The sequence below is a fragment of the Archangium lipolyticum genome (assembly GCF_024623785.1).
GTDB classification, from domain to species: Bacteria; Myxococcota; Myxococcia; order Myxococcales; family Myxococcaceae; genus Archangium; species Archangium lipolyticum.
In genome coordinates this window covers 67,757-92,631 of sequence record NZ_JANKBZ010000036.1, presented here as the reverse complement: position 1 = coordinate 92,631, position 24,875 = coordinate 67,757, and the positions used below count along the sequence as shown (strand labels likewise).

At 67.1% G+C, this 24,875-nt stretch carries 28 protein-coding genes and 2 pseudogenes; 17 read left to right on the top strand and 13 right to left on the bottom strand.

Going from position 1 to position 24,875, the window contains the following annotated elements:
• Positions 1–68 precede the first annotated feature (68 nt).
• A complete protein-coding gene (locus tag NR810_RS44125) occupies positions 69–431 on the bottom strand; it encodes a GFA family protein (protein WP_257461549.1) in 363 nt (120 codons plus the stop codon).
• 53 nt (positions 432–484) lie between these two features.
• Between NR810_RS44125 and NR810_RS44120 the strand changes: the two genes are divergently transcribed.
• Both NR810_RS44120 and NR810_RS44115 read left to right on the top strand, forming a co-directional pair.
• A complete protein-coding gene (locus NR810_RS44120) occupies positions 485–1,360 on the top strand; it encodes a helix-turn-helix domain-containing protein (RefSeq protein ID WP_306819026.1) in 876 nt (291 codons plus the stop codon).
• 94 nt (positions 1,361–1,454) lie between these two features.
• A complete protein-coding gene (locus NR810_RS44115; protein ID WP_257461547.1) occupies positions 1,455–1,883 on the top strand; it encodes a YciI family protein in 429 nt (142 codons plus the stop codon).
• Positions 1,884–1,944: 61 nt separating this feature from the next.
• Here NR810_RS44115 and NR810_RS44110 read toward each other — a convergent pair whose 3' ends face one another.
• Entirely contained in the window at positions 1,945–2,367 is a 423-nt protein-coding gene (locus tag NR810_RS44110) for a VOC family protein (protein WP_257461546.1), read from the bottom strand.
• Positions 2,368–2,676: 309 nt separating this feature from the next.
• Here NR810_RS44110 and NR810_RS44105 point away from each other — a divergent pair, with 309 nt between their 5' ends.
• Together NR810_RS44105 and NR810_RS44100 are read left to right on the top strand one after the other, a co-directional pair.
• Complete coding sequence (locus NR810_RS44105; protein ID WP_257461545.1) at positions 2,677–4,287, top strand: adenylosuccinate synthetase; 1,611 nt, start codon at positions 2,677–2,679, stop codon at positions 4,285–4,287.
• On the top strand, positions 4,284–4,955 hold the full coding sequence (locus tag NR810_RS44100) for a DUF7002 family protein (protein WP_257461544.1): 672 nt from the start codon (positions 4,284–4,286) through the stop codon (positions 4,953–4,955). The genes NR810_RS44105 and NR810_RS44100 overlap by 4 nt, the downstream gene beginning before the upstream one ends.
• 48 nt (positions 4,956–5,003) lie before the next feature.
• Here NR810_RS44100 and NR810_RS44095 read toward each other — a convergent pair whose 3' ends face one another.
• Complete coding sequence (locus tag NR810_RS44095; protein WP_257461542.1) at positions 5,004–6,056, bottom strand: alpha/beta hydrolase; 1,053 nt, start codon at positions 6,054–6,056, stop codon at positions 5,004–5,006.
• A 49-nt stretch (positions 6,057–6,105) separates the two neighbouring features.
• Positions 6,106–6,771, bottom strand: coding sequence for an arylesterase (locus NR810_RS44090; RefSeq protein ID WP_257461541.1), 666 nt, complete (start codon positions 6,769–6,771; stop codon positions 6,106–6,108).
• A gap of 91 nt (positions 6,772–6,862) precedes the next feature.
• Between NR810_RS44090 and NR810_RS44085 the strand changes: the two genes are divergently transcribed.
• Positions 6,863–7,573 carry an ABC transporter ATP-binding protein gene (locus tag NR810_RS44085; RefSeq protein ID WP_257461540.1) on the top strand — a complete coding sequence of 237 codons (711 nt, stop codon included), beginning with the start codon at positions 6,863–6,865 and terminating at the stop codon, positions 7,571–7,573.
• Entirely contained in the window at positions 7,570–10,101 is a 2,532-nt protein-coding gene (locus NR810_RS44080; protein WP_257461538.1) for an ABC transporter permease, read from the top strand. The genes NR810_RS44085 and NR810_RS44080 overlap by 4 nt, the downstream gene beginning before the upstream one ends.
• Before the next feature lie 116 nt (positions 10,102–10,217).
• On the opposite strand, the gene NR810_RS44075 is transcribed toward NR810_RS44080, so the two are convergent.
• Both NR810_RS44075 and NR810_RS44070 read right to left on the bottom strand, forming a co-directional pair.
• The gene (locus NR810_RS44075; protein ID WP_257461536.1) at positions 10,218–10,712 is read right to left on the bottom strand and encodes a hypothetical protein; all 495 of its coding nucleotides are present in this window, start codon (positions 10,710–10,712) and stop codon (positions 10,218–10,220) included.
• Positions 10,713–10,744: 32 nt separating this feature from the next.
• A complete protein-coding gene (locus NR810_RS44070; protein WP_257461534.1) occupies positions 10,745–12,280 on the bottom strand; it encodes a LysM peptidoglycan-binding domain-containing protein in 1,536 nt (511 codons plus the stop codon).
• A 190-nt stretch (positions 12,281–12,470) separates the two neighbouring features.
• Between NR810_RS44070 and NR810_RS44065 the strand changes: the two are divergent.
• Both NR810_RS44065 and NR810_RS44060 read left to right on the top strand, forming a co-directional pair.
• Positions 12,471–12,869 (top strand): annotated as a pseudogene (locus NR810_RS44065) (DUF5953 family protein); the annotation flags it as partial.
• Positions 12,870–12,882: 13 nt separating this feature from the next.
• Positions 12,883–13,158: a hypothetical protein gene (locus NR810_RS44060; RefSeq protein WP_257461532.1), complete on the top strand. Its 276-nt coding sequence runs from the start codon at positions 12,883–12,885 to the stop codon at positions 13,156–13,158.
• Positions 13,159–13,167: 9 nt separating this feature from the next.
• Here NR810_RS44060 and NR810_RS44055 read toward each other — a convergent pair whose 3' ends face one another.
• The 5 genes from NR810_RS44055 to NR810_RS44035 form a co-directional block, all read right to left on the bottom strand.
• On the bottom strand, positions 13,168–13,386 hold the full coding sequence (locus NR810_RS44055; protein ID WP_257461575.1) for a double-CXXCG motif protein: 219 nt from the start codon (positions 13,384–13,386) through the stop codon (positions 13,168–13,170).
• 34 nt (positions 13,387–13,420) lie between these two features.
• On the bottom strand, positions 13,421–13,714 hold the full coding sequence (locus tag NR810_RS44050; RefSeq protein WP_257461531.1) for a hypothetical protein: 294 nt from the start codon (positions 13,712–13,714) through the stop codon (positions 13,421–13,423).
• A gap of 902 nt (positions 13,715–14,616) precedes the next feature.
• Positions 14,617–15,213 carry a hypothetical protein gene (locus NR810_RS44045; RefSeq protein ID WP_257461530.1) on the bottom strand — a complete coding sequence of 199 codons (597 nt, stop codon included), beginning with the start codon at positions 15,211–15,213 and terminating at the stop codon, positions 14,617–14,619.
• 4 nt (positions 15,214–15,217) lie between these two features.
• Positions 15,218–15,664, bottom strand: a complete 447-nt coding sequence (locus NR810_RS44040; protein ID WP_257461529.1) for a hypothetical protein — start codon at positions 15,662–15,664, stop codon at positions 15,218–15,220.
• Between the two features lie 50 nt (positions 15,665–15,714).
• Complete coding sequence (locus NR810_RS44035) at positions 15,715–16,284, bottom strand: hypothetical protein (RefSeq protein ID WP_257461528.1); 570 nt, start codon at positions 16,282–16,284, stop codon at positions 15,715–15,717.
• Between the two features lie 166 nt (positions 16,285–16,450).
• On the opposite strand from NR810_RS44035, the gene NR810_RS52945 reads away from it, so the two are divergent.
• The 6 genes and pseudogenes from NR810_RS52945 (at position 16,451) to NR810_RS44010 (ending at position 20,172) form a co-directional block, all read left to right on the top strand.
• Positions 16,451–16,660 carry a DUF6310 domain-containing protein gene (locus NR810_RS52945; RefSeq protein WP_407653895.1) on the top strand — a complete coding sequence of 70 codons (210 nt, stop codon included), beginning with the start codon at positions 16,451–16,453 and terminating at the stop codon, positions 16,658–16,660.
• 30 nt (positions 16,661–16,690) lie between these two features.
• Positions 16,691–16,759 (top strand): annotated as a pseudogene (locus NR810_RS44030) (DUF5953 family protein); the annotation flags it as partial.
• A 190-nt stretch (positions 16,760–16,949) separates the two neighbouring features.
• The gene (locus tag NR810_RS44025) at positions 16,950–18,113 is read left to right on the top strand and encodes a carbohydrate-binding protein (protein WP_257461527.1); all 1,164 of its coding nucleotides are present in this window, start codon (positions 16,950–16,952) and stop codon (positions 18,111–18,113) included.
• Entirely contained in the window at positions 18,086–18,235 is a 150-nt protein-coding gene (locus NR810_RS44020; RefSeq protein WP_257461526.1) for a hypothetical protein, read from the top strand. Before NR810_RS44025 ends, NR810_RS44020 begins: the two co-directional genes overlap by 28 nt.
• A 17-nt stretch (positions 18,236–18,252) precedes the next feature.
• Positions 18,253–19,341: a Kelch repeat-containing protein gene (locus NR810_RS44015; RefSeq protein ID WP_257461525.1), complete on the top strand. Its 1,089-nt coding sequence runs from the start codon at positions 18,253–18,255 to the stop codon at positions 19,339–19,341.
• A gap of 201 nt (positions 19,342–19,542) precedes the next feature.
• Positions 19,543–20,172: a DinB family protein gene (locus tag NR810_RS44010; protein ID WP_257461524.1), complete on the top strand. Its 630-nt coding sequence runs from the start codon at positions 19,543–19,545 to the stop codon at positions 20,170–20,172.
• A gap of 93 nt (positions 20,173–20,265) precedes the next feature.
• Here the strand turns inward: NR810_RS44010 and NR810_RS44005 are convergent, their stop codons facing one another.
• A complete protein-coding gene (locus NR810_RS44005; protein ID WP_257461523.1) occupies positions 20,266–20,925 on the bottom strand; it encodes a glutathione S-transferase family protein in 660 nt (219 codons plus the stop codon).
• A gap of 103 nt (positions 20,926–21,028) precedes the next feature.
• Here NR810_RS44005 and NR810_RS44000 point away from each other — a divergent pair, with 103 nt between their 5' ends.
• Positions 21,029–21,526 carry a winged helix-turn-helix transcriptional regulator gene (locus NR810_RS44000; protein WP_306819032.1) on the top strand — a complete coding sequence of 166 codons (498 nt, stop codon included), beginning with the start codon at positions 21,029–21,031 and terminating at the stop codon, positions 21,524–21,526.
• A gap of 61 nt (positions 21,527–21,587) precedes the next feature.
• On the opposite strand, the gene NR810_RS43995 is transcribed toward NR810_RS44000, so the two are convergent.
• Positions 21,588–22,007, bottom strand: coding sequence for a hypothetical protein (locus NR810_RS43995; RefSeq protein ID WP_257461521.1), 420 nt, complete (start codon positions 22,005–22,007; stop codon positions 21,588–21,590).
• A 363-nt stretch (positions 22,008–22,370) separates the two neighbouring features.
• Here NR810_RS43995 and NR810_RS43990 point away from each other — a divergent pair, with 363 nt between their 5' ends.
• Together NR810_RS43990 and NR810_RS43985 are read left to right on the top strand one after the other, a co-directional pair.
• Positions 22,371–22,886, top strand: coding sequence for a hypothetical protein (locus tag NR810_RS43990; protein WP_257461520.1), 516 nt, complete (start codon positions 22,371–22,373; stop codon positions 22,884–22,886).
• Between the two features lie 227 nt (positions 22,887–23,113).
• Positions 23,114–24,718: an amidohydrolase family protein gene (locus NR810_RS43985; RefSeq protein WP_257461518.1), complete on the top strand. Its 1,605-nt coding sequence runs from the start codon at positions 23,114–23,116 to the stop codon at positions 24,716–24,718.
• The last annotated feature ends 157 nt before the right edge of the window (positions 24,719–24,875 follow it).

The following is a 24,875-nucleotide window of genomic DNA, read 5'->3' as shown; positions in this document are numbered from 1 at the left end:
GATGAGGAACCAGCGGACGCGGGAAGTCTCTTTTCGCTCCCCACGGCGCCCCTCCCCGTCTCATGCGCTCAGAAGCTCTTGCCGTTGACCCGTGTCACCTCGAGTGCGTCGAGGTCGACTCCGTCCATGCAGCGGACGTTGATGGCGTACATCTGACGGCCGTCGGGCGCCGTCCCCCGGCTGAACGGACGGATGCCGCAGGACGGGCAGAACTGGTGGTGGATGCTCTTCTTGCCGAATTGGTAATCCGCGACGGCCTCCGCACCCGCTCGAATCGTGAATTGGTCCGCCCCCACGAAGGCCAGGAGCGCGCCCGTCTTCGAGCAGAAGGAGCAGTTGCACGAGATGATCTGTCCGCCGAGGTCCACCTTCGCCTCGAAGCGGACCTTGCCGCAGTGGCACCCACCTTCGTACGTCTTGAGATCGTTCATGCGGCCAACGTCTCCCGAGCGCCCGGCCGCGTATTGTAGAAACGCGACAGCCCATGCGAGCCCCGAGCGCCAGTCAGAGAGGTGTCCTGAACCCACATGCGGTGGGGACGCACTTCCACCTCACGCGATACCCGCCGTCCGAGGACCTCGCGTTCTTCGTCGAGCGTCACTGGACCGTGCGGTGGGACCTCCGCGAACGGGAACCGTTCCCGCAGGAGGTGCTGCCACATCCGTGCGTGAACCTCGTGCTCGAAGCCGGGCGGTCGGCCGTCCACGGTGTGAGCACCCGGAGGTTTTCCACCCTGCTCGAGGGCAAGGGGCAGGTTGTCGGCGTCAAGTTCCGGCCCGGAGCGTTCTTCCCGTTCGTGCGCGTCCCCATGTCCGGGCTGACGGATCGAGCCCTGCCACTCCACGAAGTCTTCGGCCCCGCTGGGGCGGACCTCGAGCCAGCGGTCCTCGCCCGCCATGACGAGCACGAGCAGATCGCCCGGGTCGAGGCGTTCCTGCGCCAGCGGTTGCCCCCACGGGATGGCACCGTCGCCACGGTCGTGCGAGTCATCCAGCACGCGCTGGAGCACCAGGAGCTCGCCCGGGTCGAGGACCTCAGTGTCCAGGTGGGCCTCTCCGTCCGGACACTCCAGCGCCTGTTCCGCCAGTACGTGGGTGTCAGCCCGAAGTGGGTGCTTCGACGCTTCCGCCTGCACGAGGCCGCGGACCGCGTCGCCACGGGCCTGCACGTCGATTGGGCGGCCTTCGCCCAGGAGCTCGGGTACTTCGACCAGGCCCACTTCATCCACGACTTCAAGGCCCAGGTAGGCCGCTCACCGACCGAGTATGCGGCCCTGTGCGGCGCGCACGGGTTTCCTCCCGGTCAGGGGCAGCCGCACCCCGTACGACCTGGCGCGTCAGTCATGCCCGGACCCGGCTGACGGAAAAAGAGCAGCCGGCATGTCGATCTCGCGGCGCCTCGTTCGACGAGACAATGGAGGCACCCAGAACCCGAAGCCGGAAGGAGCTCCGAGCATGCGATTCATGATGCTGATGATCCCCAAGGGGTACGAGAAGGCAGCGCCGGGCACGATGCCAGACGCCCAGTCCGTGGCCGCGATGATGAAGTACAACGAGTCCCTGCAGAAGGCAGGCGTGCTGCTCGCGCTCGATGGCCTCCACCCCCCCTCGGAGGGCGCGCGCGTTTCGTTCTCCGGAGGGAAGCCCAGGGTGATCGACGGGCCCTTCGCCGAGGCGAAGGAGGTCCTCGGCGGCTACTGGATGATCGAGGTGAAGTCGAAGGAGGAGGCGATCGCCTGGGCATCGCGCTGCCCTGCTGCTGACAACGAGGTGATCGAGATTCGCCGGGTGCAGGAGTTCTCGGATTACCCCGCGGATGTCCAGGAGGCCGCGACCCGGTTGCCCGAGATGCAGGGGCAGCTCGAGCAGCGCAGGACAACGTGACGAGCTCGCGCTCCTCCACCTCGACTCCGCGCGGGGGTGAAGCCCCGCGGGAGGCGTTGCGTCAGGCTTTCTTGACCTTGGCGCTGTTGAACATCCAGTTGATGCCGAACTGGTCGGAAACCACGCCGAACAGCTCACCCCAGGGGGCGTCGATGAGTGGCTGGATGGCCTTGCCGTTCGTCGCCAGCGCGTCGAAGCATTGCCGGGCCTGATCGGGGTCATCGAACTGGAGGGCGATGCTCACGTTCCCGCTGCGTGGCGGAGCCTCCTCGTCGGAGCCGTCGCTCATCATCAGGAGCGCGTCGCCCACGCGCAGGGCCGCGTGCATGACCCGGCTCTTCATCGCCACGGGACAACTCTGGTCGACGTCTCCGAACCGCTGGAGTGCCTCCGTTTTCGCGCCGAGGGCACGCTGGTAGAAGGCGATGGCCTGCTCGGCCTTGCCGTTGAGGATGAAGTAGGGGGTCGCTGATTTGATCGTCATGACGGCTCCTTCTCGGTTGGGAAAATGGCTCCTCAGGGGAGCCTCACACTGTTGGACGGCGGGATCGGCTCGAAATCATCAGGGTCGAAGTCAGGCTCATCTTCACGACGAACGGCACTCCGCGAGATCGACACGCCGGAACGATTTTCCCGGGGTCTCGCCAAGTGCGCGAAATCATTGCTGCCCCCCATGGTTCGGCTCCCAGGCGTTCGAAGAGCGCGCTCATTCCCAGGAGAGGGCTCTTGGCCCGAGGGCATACCCCTTCCGGGGAATGGGCCCTCCGCTCGGTCCTCCCTAGGTTCCTCTCGTATGAGAGAGACCCTCGTCGTGATCTCGGGACCGATTGGCGCGGGGAAGTCCACCCTCGCCCAGGGGCTCGAACGCCGTCATGGAGCGCTTCGCTTCAGCTCGGGACAGTTGCTCCGCCACCAGCTGGGGGGAGATGGAGGCCGCCTGGAGCTGCAGGCGGCGGGTGAGGCGCTGGACCGGGAGACGGGAGGCCGGTGGGTCGCCGAGAGCCTGATGGACGTCCTGAAGGCCCGCGCCCAACCTCCTCCCCTCGTCGTCGTCGACTCCATCCGCATTCCCCTCCAGCTGGAGGCCCTCCGCCAACGTCTGGGCTCACGGATGGTGCATGTCCACCTGACCGCTCCCGCGGAGGCGCTCGAGGCCCGCTTCGGCCAGCGCTCCTCCCGCACGGACGAGGGCGTTTCGTTCGAGCAGGCCCGCGCCAACCGCACCGAGAGTGCCGTGCACCGGCTCGCGGACACGGCGGATCTCGTCATCGACACCTGGCGGACGCCACCGGATGCCGTGCTCGTCCTCGTGGCCAGTCACCTCGGATTGTTCGGGCGCGGGATGGAGCCCCTCGTGGATGTGCTCGTCGGCGGCCAGTATGGCAGCGAGGGCAAGGGCCACATCGCCTCCTACCTCGCACGGGAGTACGACTTCCTGCTCCGGGTGGGTGGACCCAACGCCGGGCATTGCGTCTACGAGGAGCCCGAGCCCTATACCTTCCACCTCCTGCCCTCCGGCACGCGCGCCTCCCCGGACTCGAAGGTCATCCTCGGCCCCGGGACGGTGCTCTCGTTGAAGACGCTGCTGCGGGAGCTCTCCGAGTGCCGCATGGACGAGGCCCGGCTCTTCATCGACCCGCAGTCCGTTCTCATCGAGCCCGAGGACATCGAATGGGAGACCCGCACCTTGAGGAGTCACATCGGCTCGACGGCGCAAGGGGTGGGTGCCGCCACGGCCCGGAAGGTGCTCCGCACCGCGGCCGAGCCCCGGGTGCGGCTCGCCAAGGACGTGGAGGAACTGCGGCGGTACCTCCGTCCCACCCACGAGATCCTCGATGACGCCTTCGCCCAGGGTCAGCGCGTCCTGCTCGAGGGCACCCAGGGGACGGGGTTGAGCCTCCACCACGGCCACTATCCACACGTCACTTCACGTGACACGACCACCAGCGGGTGCCTCGCCGAGGCGGGCATCGCTCCGGCCCGGGTGCGCAAGACGCTCATGGTCTGCCGCGCCTATCCCATCCGTGTGCAGAACCCCGAGGAGGGCACCTCGGGTCCCATGGTGAACGAGCTGTCCTGGGAGGAGATCTCCCGGCGCTCGGGGCTCGGCGTAGAGGAGCTCAAGAGCAACGAGTGCACCTCCACCACGCATCGCCAGCGCCGTGTCTCCGAGTTCGACTGGGTGCTGCTGCGCAAGGCCGCCTCGCTCAACGCGCCCACGGACGTGGCGCTCACCTTCGTGGACTATCTCTCCGCGAAGAACCGGGACGCGCGGCGCTTCGACCAGTTGACCGGCGAGGCCCTGCGTCTCATCGAGGGCATCGAGCGCGTCACCGGTGCCCCCGTCTCGCTCGTCTCCACGCGCTTCCACTCCCGGAGCATCCTCGACAGGAGGGTGTGGTGACCGGAGTCAGTGCCCAGGAGTTCGCCCGGCGCTTTCCCCGCCTCTTCCACATGGCCGAGGCGGGCAGCTGGCCGAGCATCCAGCGTCATGGCCTGCTGAGCACCTCCGCGCTCCTGGACCTCTTCGAGGTGGGCGGGCCCGAGCGCGAGGCGCTGGAGGCCCGGCACCGGCCGGAGTCCATCACCCTCCATCATCCCGTTCATGGCTCGGCCATCGTGCGGGACCAGAAGCCCATGAGCGACAAGGGGCTCGAACAGAGTCTGCGCGGTGGCTTGTCGCCAACGGCGTGGTACCGGCTCCTCAATGCCAGGGTGTTCTTCTGGGTCAGCGAGGAGCGGCTCACGACCCTCCTCGACGCGCGGGCCTATCGCGGCAAGCGGCAGACGGTGCTGACCGTGGACACAGCGCGGCTGCTGGCTCGCCACGAGGCCCGCGTGCTGCTGTCCCCCATCAACAGCGGCGCCACCATCATGAAGCCCCAGCCTCGTGGCCCGGACACCTTCCTTCCGCTTGGCGCCTATCCCTTCGCCGCCTGGGACAAGAAGCGCAAACCGAGAGATCCCGTGGTCGAGCTGACCGTCACACACTCCGTTCCCGACATCCGTGAGCTCGTCCTGCGGGTCGAGGAGATCGGAGGGGGCCGGCCCTCCGTCGTGCTCCTGCCATGACACCACGACGACTGGCGGAGCAGCGGCGAAGGCGCAACCGAAGAGCGGCTAGGGCGAGGCCTCTCCGGCCACCGGCGGGGTGCGCACCTTGCCCACCACCTCGAGGATGGCGGCGCTCGTCTGGCGGGCATGTGCCTCCTCCGTGAGCAACGAGAGGTGGTTGGCCTCGGGGATGAGGCGGTACTCGCCACGGGAGGAGAGCGAGACCAGCTCGCGGTGCAGGGCCTGGAACACCGGAACGATCTCCTCCGCCCCCGCGGCCGACCCCGCGCTCACCACCAGCAGGGGCCGCTCACCGAGTCCCCGCGTGGCACGCACCTGGGCCGTGGAGTCGTCCCAGGCCCGCATCTCGGCGGAGGCGGCCTCCAGGTTCCGGGTCGTGGCGGAGAAGGCCTCCACCTCCGCGAAGGCCCGCTCGGGCAGCCCCCGCCCGATCGCGGCGAAGAGGCCCGTGGCGCGCACCAGGCCCACGTGGATGAGCGCGGGCGCGAGGTCCATCACCTTCATGCCCAACTCGAACTGCTTCCGGGCGGACTCCGGCAGCCGCTGCAGCTGGTCCGGGTGCGAGGCATCCAGCAGCACCATGCCGGCGACCTCTCCCGGATGACGGTCCGCGTAGACGCGCACGAAGAGCCCGCCCATCGAGTGCCCCACCAGGACGAAGGGACCCCGCTCACCCGCGTTCGCGAGCAGCGTGTGGAGCTGCTCGGCGACGTGCGCCGCGTCGCGAGGCCCCGGAGCCAGCTCGCTCCAGGCGGTCCCCGCCCGATCGTACGAGCAGACGCGCGTGGACTTCGCCACCTCCGGCTGCACCCAGGCCCAGCCCGAGGACATGGCGTTGGCGCCCGCCTCCAACACCACGGTGGGGCTCCCCTCCCCCGTGCAGTTCAGGTGCAGGCGGTAGCCGCCCACGTCCACCATCCGTCCCGGCGGGGGGAAGTCGCGCGCATCCGCCGCCGCGGACACGGCCTGGTACACCGAGCCGACGACACACAAGACAGCGAGACCGAGGCCCGTCCACAGCAGGCGGCGCGGCCAGCGTCGGCGCGGGCGGGCCTGGGACGAGGAGGAAGGGGTGGAGGTGTCGGACGAGGCACTCATCCCGCACATTCTACGCATCCAGGTGCCGGAACACCCCCCGCCCTCCTGCTTACTTCAGCAGCGGAGCCAGCGCGGGCCAGACGTGATCGCGCAGCTTGGGCTGCACGGCGGCGATGGGGTGGATGTTGTCGGCCTGGAAGGCGTCGCGGTCCAGCGCGATGGGCTCCAGCAGGAACGGGAGCAGGGCCACCTGGTGCGCCTCGGCCACCGCGCGGTAGTTCGCCGTGAAGCCCTCCGTGTAGGCCTTCCCCAGGTTGGGCGGCATGCGCATGCCCACCAGCAGCACCCGCGCCCCGGAGGATTTGGCCGCGCTCACCATCTTCTCCAGGTTGGCCCGGGTCTGCTTGAGCGGCAGGCCCCGCAGGCCGTCGTTGCCTCCCAGGGCGATGATCACCACCTCCGGCCGGTTGCGCGCGAGCTCTCCTCCCATCCGCGAGGCGCCCCCCGCGGTGGTCTCACCACTCACGCTGGCATTCACCACCCGCCACCCAGGCGCCTGCCTGGCCATGCGCTCGGCCGTCAGCGCCACCCAGCCTTCCTCCGGCGCGATGCCATAGGCGGCGGACAGCGAGTCCCCCATCACCAGCACCGTCCGCACGGGCGCGGCCTTCGCGGCCGGCTCCGCCAGAGCGGGCAGCGACACCGCCAGTGTCAGCACCAGGCAGCCGAGCACACCGCGGGCCCAGGTGCGCTCCCTCATGTATCGTTGACTCATTCGCTGCGACTCCTCCGGCTCGCCGTTACAAGCCTGCTCCACGAGCAGACACTCCCCAGACGAAGACACCAATATGCCCCACGACATCGCGATGCACACCCAAGTCCAGCCCGACCCCAAGCGGTTGGCCCTGCAGGTGTCGGAACTGGGCAAACGGGTGCCGCTGCCGTCCGGAGCGCTCACCATCCTCGAGGGGGTGGGCTTCTCCATCTCCCATGGCGACACCGTGGCCATCGTCGGGGCCTCCGGCTCGGGAAAGAGCACGCTGCTGTCGCTGATGGCCGGGCTGGACACGCCCACGTCCGGGAGCGTGCTGTTGGATGGCGAGCCGCTGTCCGCCCTGGACGAGGACGGACGTGCGCGCGTGCGCGGCGAGAAGGTGGGCTTCGTCTTCCAGAGCTTCCAGCTGCTCCCCTCGCTGACGGCCCTGGAGAACGTGATGCTGCCGCTCGAGCTGCGCGGAGACGCGGACGTGGAGACTCCCGCCCGGGCCATCCTCGGCAAGGTGGGGCTGGGGGAGCGGCTCGGCCACTACCCGCGCCAGCTGTCGGGGGGAGAGCAGCAGCGCGTGGCCCTGGCGCGCGCCTTCGTCACCCGGCCGGCGGTGCTCTTCGCCGACGAGCCCACCGGCAACCTCGACACGAACACCGGCCAGGCCATCGTCGAGCTGCTGTTCTCACTCAACGCGGAGGCGGGGACCACCCTGGTGCTCGTCACCCATGACGAGCGGCTCGCGGCGCGCTGCGGGCGGCGGCTGCGGCTCGACGGCGGCCGCCAGGTGGCCGAGGAGAGGCAATCATGAGGCTGCTCAAGATGGCGTGGCGCCAGCTGCGCCGTGACTTCGCCTCCGGCGACCTGCGCATCCTCTTCTCCGCGCTGGTGCTCGCGGTGTTGGCGGTGACGGCCATTGGCTTCGTGACCGACCGGGCCGAGCGCGCGCTCGCCCTGGAGGCCAACCGGCTGCTCGGGGGTGATGCGGTGGTGATCGGCGACACCCCACTGGACGGGGTGGTGCGCGAGGCGGCGGGGGCCCCCGGGCTGCGAAGCACCGAGACGCAGGAGCTGTCCAGCATGGTCCGGGTCGGCGACGCGGACGATGAGCGGCTCAAGTTCGGAGATGTCCGCGCGCTCGGCGAGGGCTTTCCCCTGCGGGGCCGCTTCCGCATCGTGGAGACGGTGGACGGCCCGGAGCATGACGCCGACGGCGTCCCCGAGCGGGGCAGCGTGTGGATGAGCCGCGCGGGCGCGGACGCGCTGGACGCCCGGCTGGGGGACATGATTGGCATTGGCGAGTCGCGGCTGCGGCTCACCGCGCTGGTGGTGCAGGAGCCGGACGCGGCGCTCGACTACTTCAACATCGCGCCCCGGGTGTTCCTCAACCTCGCGGACCTGCCCGCGACGGGGCTGGTGCAGGAGGGGAGCCGGCTGCGCTACCGCCTGGTGGTCGCCGGAGAGCCGGGGGCGGTGGAGCGCTTCGTGCGCACCGCGCGCCAGGGGCTCGCGCGCGGCCAGCGCCTGGAGACGGTGCAGGACGCGCGTCCGGAGATGCGCTCCGCGCTCGACCGGGCCGACCGCTTCCTGAGCCTGGCGTCGCTGGTGTCGGTGGTGCTGGCGGCGGTGGCCGTGGCCATGGCCGCGCGCCGGCACAGCGAGCGGCACCTGTCGAGCACCGCGGTGATGCGGTGTCTGGGCGCGAGCCAGCGCACGCTGGTGGGCACCCACGGTGGCGAGCTGCTCCTCGTCGGGCTCATCGCGAGCACCCTCGGCGTCCTGCTCGCCTTCGTCATCCAGTGGCAGGTGGGCAACTGGCTCTCCGCGGCGCTGAAGCTGTCCATCCCGGCGGCGGGCTGGGTGCCCGCGGTGCAGGGGTATGGGGTGGGCCTGGTGGTGCTGCTGACCTTCGGAGCACCTCCCATCCTCGCGCTGCGCCGGGTGCCCGCGCTGCGCGTGTTGCGCAGGGACCTCGACCGTACCGAGCCGAGCTCCTGGCTGGTGGGGTTCTTGGGCGTGCTGGGGCTGGCGGCGCTGCTGTGGTGGAAGGCCGGCTCGGCGGGGCTGGCGTCCGCGATGCTCCTCGGCATCATCGCCACGCTGGGAGTGCTGGCCGCACTGGCGTGGGGGCTCATCGCCGTCGTGCGGCGGCTGCGCTCGCGGCTGCGCGGGAGCCTGCGTTACGGACTGGCCAACGTGAGCCGGCGGGCGGCCACCAGCGTCGCCCAGGTGACGGCGCTCGGCCTGGGGCTGATGGCGCTGCTGCTGCTCACCTTCGTGCGCACCGACCTGCTCGACCGCTGGCAGGTGGCACTGGCCCAGGAGGCGCCCAACCGCTTCATCCTCAACGTGCAGGAGGACCAGATGGAGCCGGTGCGTGCCTTCATGGCCGAGCAGGGGTTGTCCGCGCCAGACCTCTTCCCCATGGTGCGCGGCCGCCTGGTGGCGCACAACGGCGAGCCGGTGAAGGCGGCGCCGCCCGACACGGGTGACGCCGGCTCCGAGGAGGAGCGTCGCAGGCAGCGGCGCACGGATCGCGAGTACAACCTCTCCACCGCCGACACGCTTCGCGAGGACAACCGCATCACCGCCGGCACGTTCTGGGGCCCTGAGCGCCCGGAGAAGCCGGAGCTCTCGGTGGAGGAGGGCTTCGCCCAATCGATGGGCTGGAAGCTCGGAGACCGGGTGGCCTTCGACATCGCGGGCCAGCGGCTCGAGGCCACCGTCACCAGCCTGCGCGAGGTGGAGTGGGAGAGCTTCCGGCCGAACTTCATCGTGCTGGTGTCGCCGGGCGCACTCGCGGGCTATGCGGCCAGCTACATCACCGCGGTGCATGTGCCCGCCGAGCGCACGCGCTTCACCGCGGAGCTGGTGGCGCGCCATCCCAACCTCTCGGTGGTGGATATCGACGCGCTGCTGAAGCAGGTGCGCGACACCGCGGACCAGGTCTCCACCGTGGTGGAGGTGGTGTTCTACTTCTCGCTGCTGGCGGGCTTGCTGGTGTTGATGGCCGCGGTCAGCGCCAGCCAGGACGAGCGGCTGCTGGAGGGAGGAGTGATGCGGGTGCTGGGCGGCAGCCGCCGGCAGCTGCGGCTGGCCCAGGCCTCGGAGTTCGCGGCCATTGGCCTGCTGTCGGGCCTCACCGCGGCGTGCGCGGCCTCGGTCCTGGCCGGGGTCATCGCCACGCAGGTGTTCAACCTGCCGTGGCAGGCGGACTGGCGGCTGGTGGTGGTGGGTGGCGGGCTGGGCGTGCTGGCGGCGGTGAGCGCGGGGATGTTCGCCACCCGGCGAGTGCTGGACGCGCCCCCCTCGGTGACGCTGCGGGAGTTGCAGGGCTGAGTTCCCCCAAGTGGGGGCAGAGCCGAAGCCACCAGAGGCGAACCTGACGCCTTTAGCAGGGGCGACTTTCCTGGGCCGGGCTGCTGCGCCAGCACCCGGGGGCTGGCAATACCCTCTTATCGCATGTGGCGAACGCGACAGGCGGATGAAAGCCAGACCGCCAGCATGGCGAGCGCTACGAGCGTGACGACAGTGCCAGATGTGAGAAGGCGCAGACCTCCGGCCTGGATCTCATTCGCCCAGAAGGAAGCGGCGGCGGGGGCGTCATCCACCTCGTACTGTCCCAGGTCTACATCTACCGGAGCGCCATTCTGGTACGTCACGTATCCATGACCACGGCAGTGCCGGTAATACACATCGCCAGAGCCATTTTGATCCACATCAATGGCCATCAAGTAGGGCGGGTCGCAAAGAGTGTCCGTGCTACCGCTGATCGAGACGGCCACACCACCATCTGGGCGAGTCAGGTCGAACACGACAGACTCTGGCTCGACGCGCCGCAGTACCTGAAAGGTGACCCCCGACAGCGCCACGGTGTCCGGGTTCAGGCTGGCACGCGCGGTCCAGCCCGCGATGAGGAGCACCCCACCGGCCAGGAGCAGCACCGCCACAATCCCCACCGTGACGTACTTGGGAGGGGGGCTCACTTCAGTTGCCCTGAGAGCATGAGCATGAATTTGTCTACGAGGCTGTCGAGCTTGTCCGTTGGAGCCGCCGACGACTCATTCTTTTTGTGAAGCGTGTCGAACTCATCCGTGAGATTTTTCCAGATGCCATCGGGGAACCATCCGCTGCTCGACCAATAGCCCCGGTGCGCGTAGGCCTGTTTGGCGAACCACGGCTGAGCGAAGGCGAGGGTACGCTCCCGGATGAAGCTGCGCAGGGCGGCGTTTCCCCGCTTGCCGGAGACCTGCTCCACATAATCCTGGAACGTCTTGCCCCTCACGGATTCGTCCACGAGGTACATGCTCCGGAGGATGTTCGACACCTTGTCACCGCCCGACGGCCTTCGCGCCGCCGGTACGCTGTTGTGAACCTCGACGGCGATATAGCCGTGGATGTCACCGAGGAGTTGCGCGTCGGCGGCCTTGGCCGCCAAGGCCGCAGGCAAGGTTGCGGTCGAATGTCCCTGGACGTACCTGCTCAGCAGGTATTCGGCATAAGCCTGCCCCAGGTCTCCGGCCCAGGTGGTGAAATCGCGAGCGTCCCCTCCACTCGCGGCCTTGAGCGTCTCGTACTTGCGATGGGCCTGGACACCGTCGTGCCCCTTCTCCCTGAGGAAAGCCAAGGGGTAGGCGGGCGGAAAGCCATTCAACCGTCCATCGATGCCGGCCATGACGTGGCCGATGTCTACCTGACCCATACTGGTGCTGATCTGCTTTCCGCCAGCACGCGGCGCCAGGTCCTTCATGTCGAACTTCTGCGCGATCGGGTTGGGCCTGGTCTCGATGTCCACCGCCTTGCCCGCTGCGTCATATACCCCCCTGCCCGCCACCAGCAGTTCCCAGTTCTGGTCGGAAAACCACAGCTGGCGGATTTCCGTCGCGATCTCCGGCGGAAGGGCTTTGGGATACTCGCGCTCGACCTCCTCGACGAAGTGGACGAAGTCGCTGCTCGTGCGGATGTGCCAGATGGCCGGTGGAACGTCGGCGGGCGGAGTCAGGTTGGCCGGCGGAGCTTTCAGGTGCTGGGGAGCGCTCTCCGAGACGTATTCGACCAACTCCTGTGACACGTAGCCCGCGAATTTCCTCCCGCGGAACAGCGTCTCGACGCGCAGCCATCCTCCTTGATGGCCGACGACCGTCACCCGGGTGTCTCGGGGAAGGTCGGCCAGGATGCCTTGATAGGGTGCCCGGGAATTCCGGCGGGGTTCGCGGCGCAGCGCCACGCTCCAGGGCAGGATCTTGCCAATCCAGGTTCGCTGGGTCTGGCCCGCCTGTCGTTTGCCGACGGTGGATCTGGCTTGTGGCGATGAGGATTCGTCAGCGCCGAGCGGAAGATGGAGCACCTGTCCAACCCAGACCCGCGTTGAATTCTGAACGCCGTTGAGTTCCTTCAGCGCCGCCACCGTGACACCGTGTTTGTCGGCAATCGTCTCCAGGGTGTCATCCGCGCAAACGCGGTAACTCTGTCCTCGTCCATTCCGCGAAAGAAATCCGTGCTGATTGTTTTCTGACATGGACCTCTCCTGGGCGAGTGTCGATGCTACCGAAGCCACGCACAGTGCTCAAGGCAAGCACTCTGCCGCACGTTCCTGTCTACCTGTGGTGTTGCCGGTGCCAGTGCTGTTCCTGGGTTGCTGCTGGGAGTGACGCGGCTGGAGATCGGCCCAGGCGCCATGCCGCACCCGAGCAGGGAGCGCGACCTTCGAGCATGTAGCGGAGGGCGTCCGAGCGCGGTGGGGCATCATGGTCCCGTCCCGCGTGATGAGTGTCGTTTCGGACCAGACAGGCCCGAAGCTGTCTGGGCCGGAGAAGCCGCCGCTCGGGCTGTCATCGCTGAAGCTCCCATGGAAGATCCGCTCGCCCGAGATTCCAGAGTACCTGGGGTGGCTCAACTACTGGTCGACGGCCGCCGCGCAGGCCATCGGCTTTCCGGATCCCTCGCGCGATGCCGAGCTGCGGGCGCGGGCCCGGCGGACGGCAACCGGTGGGTGGGTGGTGAGGCTCACCGAGGCCCCGCTCGACCTGGACAACCCCGTGCACCTGGACGCGCTCAAGCGGGCCTATGAGCGATTCCCGAACATCGGCGGGCGCGCAACGCCGTGAGGTGGTTTCGGGGTTGAAGGCACGCCCCCACTCTTCAGGGCCCACCCACCACCTGGCATCGGAGTTCGCGGCCATTGGCCTGCTGTCGGGCCTCACCGCGGCGTGCGCGGCCTCGGTCCTGGCCGGGGTCATCGCCACGCAGGTGTTCAACCTGCCGTGGCAGGCGGACTGGCGGCTGGTGGTGGGTGGCGGGCTGGGCGTGCTGGCGGCGGTGAGCGCGGGCATGTTCGCCACCCGGCGAGTGCTGGACGCGCCGCCCTCGGTGACTCTGCGGGAGTTGCAGGGCTGAAGTGAGGGCTCAGCGAACCTCCAGATCCTTGAAGACGACCCCGTCCAGTTCCAGGCGGCGCACCGCGTCCACCAGACGCTCGTTGGCGATGATGAGCGTCGAGGCGTCGGCCAGCCGGAAGATGTCCACGTGCTGCGGCAGTGAAGCGGCGTCGAGCCAATATGGGTCCGGAACGCCGTGGCCCATGGCGACACCACAGGTGGGGCACGGAGGATTCGGAGGCGGCAGACAGTCTTCGCCGGGCCTCTTCGGGGCCCTGGGCTCAGGGCCAACGCCAGACGGGGCTCACCGGCAGTTCACGCGCCAGCACGGCGGCGCCGGGCTTGGAGCCCTCCACTTTGGCCACCCGCCCGTCCGTTTCTCCCAGCACGATGCACACGGGGTACTTCCGCCCATCGGGCAGCACGGCCAGCGTGTAGCGGCCCAGGACGGCCGGGACCTTCTCATCCCCCTCCAGCTCGTAGATACCAGGCCCCGACCAGAGGCGTCCGTGGAGCAGCGTCCCCACGGGCAGGTTGCCGTCTCCCTTCTGTGATACGTCCGATGACGGGTCCATCCTGGTAGACACCTGCCTCGCTGGCGTCGCCGGGCTGGTTGATGTCCACGACGGCATAAAGAGGGCTGGGCGTCCGAAGCTTCAACTCCCGGGTCATGGCCTCGGCCGCTTCCCTGGGGCAGTCCTCTGGCTCCGGGGGCTTCACCTGGGCACCAGGACAGCCGATGCCGACAACGGCGCACAGCCAGGCGACGCGGAAACTCGAGGAGGTGGAGGGGGAAGAGGTGGACACGGGTGGGCTTCCTTTCTCGGAACGGCCAGACCCGGGCGGCAGCGCCTCGGGTAGGGGCGCGAGTGTGGAGCGCGCCAGCCACAAGGCAAGGCCGACTACGATCAGGCCCGCGAGCAGGACCAGGGGCCACCTTGCGCGCCTGGAGCGACCAGCAGCCGCAGGCTCTCTCTGTGACTTCGATACCGGACCCACTTCCTGCTCGGGCGGTGGAGCCTCCGTTGGAACCTCGCGCGCCGTTTCAGGCGACCGGGCCGGCGAAGCTGCCTCTTCCTTGGGCGTTGGCTCCACCGGGCCCTGCTCAGCCTCGAAGACCGGTACCTTCCCACCACCGGCCCATCGGTGGCGACCCGCTTCGCACGCCGCGTGGGCAGCCCCAGGCGCTCCAGCATGTCTCCAAGACGGGAGGGGACTCCGGGGGACAGGCCCGTGGACTCGAAGTGACCGGATTCAATGGCCCCGTCACAGAGCTGAAGAGTGGAGGCTGCGGGAATCGAACCCGCGGACTCGGCTCCGGTGATTCCTGGCCTTGTCGCCCACCATGCGTGTGGCACTGGCCAAGGCAGCCTTGAGGGAAAGAGGCCCTGTCTTCACGCTTACGTCAATGGCACGCCCGCCCATGGGGTGGGCGACAGTCAGGAGGGGGGCAGCGCCGGAGGCTCCTCGATGTTGCCTACACAGCCACGTTTTCAGGATCAGTCGCGAAGAGCGCATGAAAGAGCGTGGTAGCAGGCGGCTCCAGTAGATCCACGATGAGCGGGATTCGAGTCTCGGCGATCTCGCGAGGAAGGGCCTCAGCCCCGAACATCGCCTCGATCTTCCTGCCAACAACTTCTGCGAGCGCCTGCATCTCGGGCGGAAGCGGATCGAAAAAGACCTTGGCGGCGATCACGTCTTTACCTTTGTAGTCGTACTGCAGGCCATATACCGTATAGACAGGCGCCAGGATGCTGAGGCAGCCGACAACCCCCCAGCGGCGCTCCCGCGGCCCATTTTCATGACCCGCCTCCACGGGCTGCCGATCCGTAAACACGGTACAGCGGAAACAGGAAGTAGAGGTGGCCGTGGCATGTCCGATCTGGAATTGCGGAAGCGCCTCCCTGAGCTCTCGCATAAGCACGCGCCATTGCTCCAGCTTCTTGAGTTCTTGTTTCCACAAAGCCTGGAACCTCTTTAGCTCGGGGCTCCTCTCCAGCTTGCCATCAAATTCATGGTCCGAACGCCAGTATTTCCGAACGACAGAAAGCAAATCTTCCGATGAAATTGGCATGGGCTTAGAAATCAACTCGGATGGGCTTTGTTTCCTCTTCACACCAGGCTGTCACTCTCGAGCCAAGCACGGCGCGATTCAAAACGATGTTGAAGGTGCCCGTGAATTGCTTACAGACGAGGCCAGGAAGTGGAGATACGGGGGAGGCGATCACCTCCCTCAAAGCCTCGTTGGCACAATCGGCGGCGATTCGCTGAGCAAGCGGCTCGGACATCCATCCAAACTTTTCGGTCGCGATGGGCATTCCCACGCCGAACTTGCAGAAATAAGGCTCCAAGGTCGATTTATTTACTACGGTTGCATGGATACACGCGGCACGCCAGCCATCTGCTCCTGCTTCGGTTTTTTCGACGATGGTGGTGAATTGGAAGTGGCTGGGTTGGTACTGATTGATGCTGCATCCCGAAAGAACTGGCAGAAACACCCTCAGCAACCGCAGGAGCTCGGACATCCGCGCGAGTCGCCTTGAAATGCCCACGGTATCACCTTGGATCAACAGGGTCAGCCAAACGCCCGGCACATCATCCCGACCATCACCCCGGGCGACATCTCACGCAACGGCGGGGCAAGCCCCCGAGAACCTCTCCGTAACTGCTCGCCGGGCCCTGTCGTGACGAGAGGGGCCGCGACGTGAGACCTCCGGGCCACAAACCTGGAGGTGCACGTGGAGAAATAGGAGATGGGGCTGATGAAGCGGTAGTGGCTGAAGGGGAGGGAGTGGCGGTGGGCGTCCTCGGCGTGGACGGGAAGGTCCGCGAGCGCGTGGAGGAAGACGCTGGCGAAGAATGCCGTCACTGCGGCCGAGCCGAGCACCAGGCCTCCAAGCGCACCCGCGAGGGAGAGAGGCAGCGAGTGGGCGCCGTGGATGAGGTTGAGCCAGAAGGGGCGCTGGTAGCGCTCGCGCCAGCTGCGCTCCTCGGGCAGGCCCTGGAGGTAGCGCTCGCGCAGGTAGAGGATGACGATGGGCACGTCCGGGGCGATGGCGCCAGCGAGGATGGGCAGCGCCGGGAGCGAAGGCACTCCGCCGCCAAGGAGCCACAGGATGAGGACGACGTGCCCTGGGATCTGCACGGGACCACTCTACACATCAGGCGTGTGGGTCATCCGAAGAGGGAGTGCTCGGCGAGGAGCACTGCAAGCCCGAGAACAAAGCTGAGCAGTGTAACGGGCTGGAGCACCTGGGACTGCCCATGCGGCCTACGAAGCTGGCCCCGGCGCAGGGCCCGCCCCGACTGGCGTGGTGTTGAGCCTGGCCAAGCCTCGACCCACAACTCCCTGCCGCACCTGCAGTGACTTCATCCAGGAGCAAACGGTCAAGGACGAGATTGAAGACCTCAAGGAAGAGCGCAGCATCGCGGAGGCCTGTGGATATGGATTCAGGTGGAGAGAGCGCTCCCCGGGCTTCATCTGGCGTGGAGGATCTCCGCGGAGATGCTCGAGCATGTAGCGGAGGGCGTCCGAGCGCGGTGGGGCATCGCACCTGGACGCGCTCAAGCGGGCCTGCGAGCGTTTCCCGGAGATCGGCGGGCGCGCAGCCCCTTGGTGAGGTCAGCCCCGGTCAGGTGTCCGGTCCGGACAGGTGTCAAAGAAAATGAAACCCGCCAGGACATGGAATCAGGAAAAACATGGAAAAATAGTCCTCGACAGATTATCCATTCGAGCCCCCAGGGCTCGGCCGGGCCCATGGACAGACGCGTGACGCTCGGGAGGCACCAGTGGCTTTGAATTTCAAGAAAATGAGAAGCCGTGGGTGGCTGGGGATGGGCGCCGGAGGGCTGTTACTGGGAGCCCTCGCCTGTACACCCGAAGGAGAGCTGACTTCGGCTCCTGATGTGGACCCGGCCCTGGACGTGCGGGAGAGCCAGCTTCCACTGCGGCTCCATGCGCAAGGAATCACGGCGGGCAGCTACACGCAGGTCTACGTCGCGACGAATGCGAACGACGGAAACCAGGCCACCTATTGGGAGGGGGCCGCCAACGCCTATCCCAATTGGATCCGGGTGGATCTGCGCGGCGTGAACAGCGTCAATCAGGTGGTCCTCGAGCTGCCGACGACCTGGGGCGCGCGGACGCAGACGCTGTCCGTGCTCAAGAGCACCGACGGCGTCACCTATACGCAGGTGCTGGCCCCCGCCACCTACACGTTCAGCCCGAGTGCCAACACCGTCACCCTGAACTTCACGGCGACCAGCGCCCGGTACGTGAGGCTGAACTTCACGGCCAACTCGGGCGCCACGGGCGGCCAGGTCTCCGAGTTCGAGGTGTATGGCCCTGGTTCCACCCCCCCCCGCTCCGCGCTCACCCAGCTGGCGGCGTCGAGCCATGACAGCCAGTCTGGCATGCAGTTGGAGGCGTCCAGTGAGGGCGGTCAGAACGTCGCCTTCATCGACGATGGGGACTACCTCGCGTTCAACACCCTGGACTTCGGCGGCGGCGCGACGAGCTTCGAGGCCGGGGTCGCCAGCGCCGGGGCCGGAGGCAACATCGAGGTGCGGCTCGACAGCCTGACGGGAACGCTCGCGGGGACGTGTCCGGTCCCGAATACGGGCGGCTGGCAGACCTGGATCACCCGGACCTGCACCGTCAACGCCGTGAGCGGCGTGCACACCCTGTACCTGAAGTTCACCGGAACCGGGACAGGGGGACTCTTCAACCTGAACGGGTTCAAGTTCTCGGCGGCGACGGCCAGCGGCGGAGACGCCGTTGGCAAGCTGTTCGCCGGGTACCAGGGCTGGTTCAACGCGGCCGGGGATGGGTCTCCGAACAACGGCTGGGTGCACTGGTCGAAGAACAGCAGCGCGCCGACCGCCAACTCCAACGTCAACTTCGAGCTCTACCCGGACCTGCGCGAGTACACGCCGAGAACAGCTCGATGCTTCCCACCCATCACTACTTCCTGAGCCTGGACGCGGATGGGGTTGCCGTGTCCTCGGACTTCTATCTACGGCTGGTAGGCGACATCAACCGGTTGTTCAAGGGACAGATTCCACTGACCGCCAGCCATCCCACGAGTCACCAGTAAGCCAGAGGAGATGTTCCATGAAGAAGACTGCATTGTCGTTACTGCTCCTGGGTCTGTTGTCCGCCTCGCAGGCCCTGGCCGACACGGTGGGGAACTGGGCGTCGAATGCGTCCACCGCCACGCCCCTGCGGGATGATTTCTCCCTGACGGTGCTCGATTCCGGAGAGGTCCTGGCCTCGACCGGAGGGTCTCACTGGGAGGTGTACAACCCGTATTCGAACACGTGGCGCACCCAGTGGCTCAACAGTCCGCTGGGGGCGGGCGGTTACAGCGCGACGCTGCTGCCCTCGGGCAAGGTGCTGTTCGCTGGTGGGGTCAACGCCAACCCGGACGAGTACTACGAGGACTGGGACTACCGGTCGTATCTGTACGACCCGGCGACGGGCGCGTTTACCCGCACCGGGAACCTGAATGATCGCCGAGGCCACCATCTCACCGTGCTCCTCGATTCGGGCAAGGTGCTGGCGCTCGGGGGTTATTCCTATTACGGCATTCCGTACATCACGAACAGCACGGAGCTGTACGACCCGGAGACGGGTACCTGGAGCTCCAGGCGCGATGACCCGCAGTTCCGCCAGGATCACACGGCCACGCTGCTCTACTCGGGCAAGGTGCTGGTGGTGGGCGGCTACTTCTACTACGGCGAGGGTGCGCCCCTGACCACCGCGTCGCTCTATGATCCGGCCACGGACACCTGGACGGCCACCGCCAGCCTGCCGCAGGGGCGCCGCAATCACCTCGCGGTCCGGCTCTACTCGGGCCAGGTGATGGTGCTGGGGGGCTCGACCGGCGGTAACACCGTGGATGTGTACGACCCCTACAGCGAGCAGTGGTCCGCGGGTCCCGCCCTGCCCATTCCCGGCCCGTACACCACCGCGACGCTGCTCTATTCGGGTGAGGTGCTGATCACCAGCGAGCAGGGCCAGTCGGTGCTGTACTCGCCCGAGTCCAATTCGTGGCTGGCCACGCCCGGCATGAGCGGTCCCCGCCGCCATGGGCCCAAGGCCGTCCGGCTCCACACGGGCCAGGTGCTCTTCCTCGGAGGCACCCGGCCGGGCATCCCCTACGACACGTTCACCGCCGACGTCGAGCGCTTCACCCACTGAGTCCCGGGTTGCCAGCTAGCGCTCGCCGCTCTGGCCCTTGTTGGCGGCGGCGCTTCGTCTTTCGCGGCAACGCGGCCATGGCCGTCGCGGGTGGAGGATGTCATTCGCTGGCACGCGCCTGGGCGGCCTCGCCCGGCCGCCAACAGAGCATGTCAGGGGCCTGCGCTACACGGTGCGCCTCCCCATCGGAGGAATCACACCATGAATCGTGCCGTGCTTGCCCTCGCCGTGCTGCTCCCCACCCTGGTCCTCGCCGCCGAGCCGGCCGCCACCGCGAAGGCGGCGCCCAAGGACTCGAAGTTCCTCGTCGACTACCTCACCCAGACCCAGAAGGACTTCCTCAAGTCCATCGATGGGCTCTCGGAGGCACAGTGGAAGTTCAAGCCCGCGCCGGATCGCTGGTCGGTCGCGGAGGTGGCCGAGCACATCGCCCTGTCCGAGGAGATGTTCGCCGAGAACATCACGGGCAAGGTCCTCAAGACGCCCGCCGCGACGGCCGAGCAGAAGGCCAAGACCCAGGGGCTCGAGGAGAAGATCCTCCAGGGCATTCCGGATCGGACCAACAAGCACAAGGCGCCCGAGAAGCTCCAGCCCGCGAGCAAGTTCGCCTCGGCCAAGGAGGCCGCCAAGGCCTTCAACACCAAGCGCGAGGCGATCATTACCCTGGTCAAGGGGACGCCGGAGAGCGAGCTGCGCAGCCACGTCAGCGGTCCGTCGCCCATGGGTGAGCTGGACGCCTACCAGTGGATGCTCTTCACGGCCGCGCACTCCAAGCGGCACATCGCGCAGATCGAAGAGGTGAAGGCCGACCCGAACTTCCCGAAGAAGTAGGCCTCGGGCATGAAGCGGGCCCCCGCCGCTGAATTCGAGTTCCGCGGCGGTGTTGGGCTCCACCACTGAGAGGCTGTTGAACAGGCGGCAAGCTCAGTCGCGGTCGGGCGCACCGAGCGGGAAGAACGACCGATAGGGCCGTGCATCGTCCACGGCTCGGACCATGGAGGGCCGCGCGAGCAGCCGCCGCCGATAGGCACGCACGTGGGTGAAGGCCTCGGCGATCGGATGGACCCAATCGGCGTAGAACAGGGCGGGCGCGGCGGAGCAGTCGGCGAGGCTGAACCCGCTCCCCACCGCCCACTCACGCCCGGCCAGCTCACCGTCGAGCCAGCGATAGGCGCGTTCCAGCTGGGACCTGGCTTCGGCGACACCGTACGGGTCGCGGTCCCCGGCCGGGCGGAGGCTGTTGGCCACGATGGCCTGCATCGGCGTCGAGATGTAGTTGTCGAAGAACCGGTCCATCATCCGCACCGGGAGCGCCGCCCGCGGATCCTCGGGGAGCAGCCGTACCGGTCCGGGATGATTCAGCCCGAGGTACTCGATGATGACGGTGGTCTCCATCACCGGCCGACCCTCGTCCACGAGCACGGGCATGCGCTTGAGCGGCCACAGCGCCTCCCACTCGGCGAGCACCTGGGCGTCGCGGTGATCGATCAGCCGCAAGGAAAAGGGCGTGCCGTTCTCGTAGAGAGCGATCAGCACCTTCTGGCAGTACGACGAAAAGGGATGGGCATAGAGGGTCAGTGCCATGTTCGTCTCTCCCGGCAAAACCGATTGCACCGTGCAATCGGTTGTCTCGTAGCCAAACTGGTCCTATTTTGCAAGCAGCCCGTGACGAGAGGAGATGAAGTCGATGCAGGAGGAGCACCGGTCAGGTTGCCCGATCAACCTGACGCTCGAGATGCTGGGGGATCGCTGGAGCCTGATCGTCATTCGTGACATCATGTTCGGCAACCGTCGCCACTATCGCGAGCTGCTCACGCTCTCGGAGGAGCGGATCGCCTCCAACATCCTGGCCGACCGGTTGAAGCGGCTGGTGGAGGTGGGGCTGCTCACCCGGCGCGACGATCCGAGCCATAAACAAAAGGCGATCTACAGCCTCACCGAGCCCTCCATCCAGCTCGTGCCTTTGCTGGCACAGATGGGCGCCTGGGGCCGCCGTCACACCCCCGTCTCCGAGGAGCTGTCGATCCGCGCGCAACTCCTGGAAGAAGGCGGCCCGCCTCTCTGGGAGGACTTCATGGCCGAGCTGCGCGCGCTCCACCTCGGCGCGCCCACCACCGGTCCATCGGTGCTCGCCGGGCTCCAGGCGGCCTATGAGAAGGTGGTGGCGCGCAAGAGGACGAAATGAGCCACGCCCTGGGGTGACGGCAGCACCTCGGTCCAGCAGCGCCTCGCGCAACCCACGCCAGTTACGGCAAACGTAGGGTACGACCGAGCTTGCTCGCGAGCCACGCCATCGGAATATAGGCCACCAGGAGATCGAGCGCGATGAACCAAGTGGGCGCGGGAATCATGAACGACGCCGCGATGCCGCCGGCCAGGTTCAGCACACCGATGATGTAGGCGAACACCGAGCGATGACTCGCGGCGATGAGATGCGCCGTCAGTGCGCCAACGAGCGTGCCGAGCGCGTGCGCGAGAAACGGAAAGACGAAGTGCTTCGGCTGCATCAAGTGCGCCGACGACTTCAGGCTATTCATGTCGTTCATGTCCACGCCGGGCGGCAGCGCGAATACATGCGGGCCCGCGGTGACGAGCGACATGTTGACGATGCTCCCGAGCACGAAACCGGCAATGACGGCCAGGACATTACGCAGGATGAGCTTCATAGGGGTGGGGTATACGACCTCTGTGTTCAACCGTCTTCCGGATTGGCCTGAGCTTGAGCGGAGAGAACACCCACGGATGAACACGAATGGACACAGTTTGTGAGGCTCGGCCACTCGGCACCCCTCTCCACCAGCCCTTCTTTCACTCCGTGGGCCTCTATACTTCGACGTGTCAGTGCGCCCGCTGCGTGTCAGCTGACGTGTCAGTGGGCGTGTCGACCTGGTTCTCAGGGGCGCAAATGCCTGAAGTCCGGGGGCCGTCACGTTGGCATCTGTCCTGCACCGAGCACGCAGGACGTGCCAGGCACGCCTCCGAGATGGCAGTCCAGCGCTCGGCTCACTCACACCCTGGAGAATCAATACATGAAAACGAATCCTCTCTCTCTTCTGGCGGTGGTGGCGCTCACGGTCGTGGTGCCCTGGCCTGCCCTGGCCGATCCATACTGGGGGGAATTCAAGAAGGACAATTGCACCGCGATCGGCAAGAGGCAGTACTCCGCCATTATCTGGAACGTCATCGGCCCCTGGGAAACGGCATGCGTCAATACGCCCGCGACCATCAACGGCAAGCGCGCTTACGCACTCCGATGCAAGAAGACAACCAACATGTGGGGTGAGTTCGAGGTGGCGGATTCTTCGTGCACTCCGCGATGGGGGGAGTTCAGCAAGGGCTCGTGCAAGGGGGCAGGGCTGCGTGAGTACTCCGCCATCCTCTGGGACATCAAGGATCGCAGCTGGGAGGATGCGTGCGCCGAGATGCCCGCCACCATCAATGGCCGGTCCTTTGCCCGCCCCGCCCGGTGCTTCAAGAAGCAGGTCAACGGCATCCCCCTCAACATGTGGGGCTATTTCGATGTCCCGGACACCTCATGCAAGTGAAGAAGACATTCGCCCAGGATGGGGCTGCATATCGTGGGGCTCCGTCAGGGCGACGGACGCAATTCTCCAAGGTCGGTGAAAAAATCCAGGTCGGCATGACCGGGACTCCTGGTGAAGAACACTCGGAGTCGAATTCACGAGGAGTGTGTGTGCGTCTCTTCTAGGGTGTTCGGCCATCCCGAGAGGAGACACCCACGTCGACGCTTCCGTCCGCGTGGACCGCACACATGAACTACAAGAATCTTGGATTGGCGGTCGTCGTGGCGCTCGGCATGAGCGCGTGCGGCGAGGATGCGAAGCCGAACCCCCAGCCCCCCCCCGTGGAGCCGACGCGGGAGGATGTGGTGAACGAGCACATGGAGTCGCTGCGAGGCGACCCCGCTGCGCTGGGTGCATTCCTGCTCGCCATGCCCAAGGGCGCGGATCTGCACAGCCACACCTCAGGCGCCATCACCACCGAGAACCTGATCAAGTGGGGCGCCGAGGACGGCGCGTGCGTGAACACGACGACCTTCGTGGCCAGCAACCCGTGCGCGGCCGGAACGACGCCCCTGGCCAACGTCTGGGAGGATCCGGCCTTCTACGACGCCGTACTGGGCGCCTGGTCCATGCAGGACTACACGGGCTCGCTGCTAGAGGCGCACCAGCACTTCTTCGACGCCTTCGGCAAGTACGGCGCGGTACAGCTCGACTCGCGCAATGACGACAGCTACGCGGACATCCTCTCGCGCGCCGGCAAGCACCACCAGGTCTATGTGGAGCTGATGCAGGGGTTTGGGGCGAGCACCGGTGGCAGGCTCGCCGAGGGGCTTTTCACCGCCTCGGACCCCTGGGATGCGGCGACCCTGTTGGCCAGGCGCAAGCAGCTCATCGCGCTGCCCGACTTCCAGGCATCGATCGACCGGCAGGCCGCCAGCATCGCGGCGACCCTGAAGGGCGCCCGGGAGCTGCTCAAGTGCGGCACCGCCGAGGCGGATCCGGGCTGTGACGTGGAGGTGCGGTTGCTCTCCTCGGCCAACCGCACGGCGGAGCGCGCGAACGTCTTCGGCCAGTGGGTGCACGCCTATGAGCTGGCCCAGCGCGTGCCCGAGCTCGTGGGTGTCAACCTCGTGTCCCCCGAGGAGAACGAGAAGTCACTCGCGTACTACGACGACGAGATGTTCGCCCTGGGCACGCTGGATGACTTCAATGACAACACGGTCGGCCGCAAGACGGTCCACATCGCCCTGCACGCCGGCGAGCTCATCCCCGCCGTGCTCAAGGCCGAGGATCAGCAGCACCTGCGCTTCCACATCCGCAACGCCGTGGAGAAGGCCCACGCGGAGCGTATCGGCCACGGCGTGGACGTGCTGGGAGAGACGGCCGGCGATGGCGCCGCGGACCTCCTGCGGGACATGCACGACCTGAGTGTCATGGTGGAGATCTGCCTGACCTCCAACCGCGTCCTGCTCGGCGCCTCGGGTGCGCAGCACCCGCTCGCCTCGTACCTGGAGAACAAGGTGCCGGTGGCTCTGGCGACCGATGACTCGGGCATCCTGCGCGGGGACATCACCCAGGAGTACGTCGCGGCCGCCACCGACCAGGGGCTCGACTACAAGACGCTCAAGCAGATGGCGCGCACCAGCCTGGAGCACGCCTTCGTGGAGGGCGGCAGCCTCTGGGCCAAACGCAATGACTTCACGGCCACGGTGAGCGCCTGTGCCCAGGACAAGCTCGGAGAGGCCGCTTCGTCGGCCAGCTGCAAGACCTACCTCGCCTCCCACAAGCGCGCCGCCCTCCAGTGGAAGATGGAGACGCAGTTCGCCACCTTCGAGAACCAGTTCGTGAAGTAGACCCAGGTGTTCTCGCAGTCCCATCCACCTCGCGCCCCAGAACCCGGCCTTCCATGCGACCCAGGCTCCAGTCTGGAACCAGGCCTTCAATCGCTGCCAGACCGCGAGCAGGATGTTGACCGGTGATATCGGCTGCCTCCACACTGGGCACGCCTCA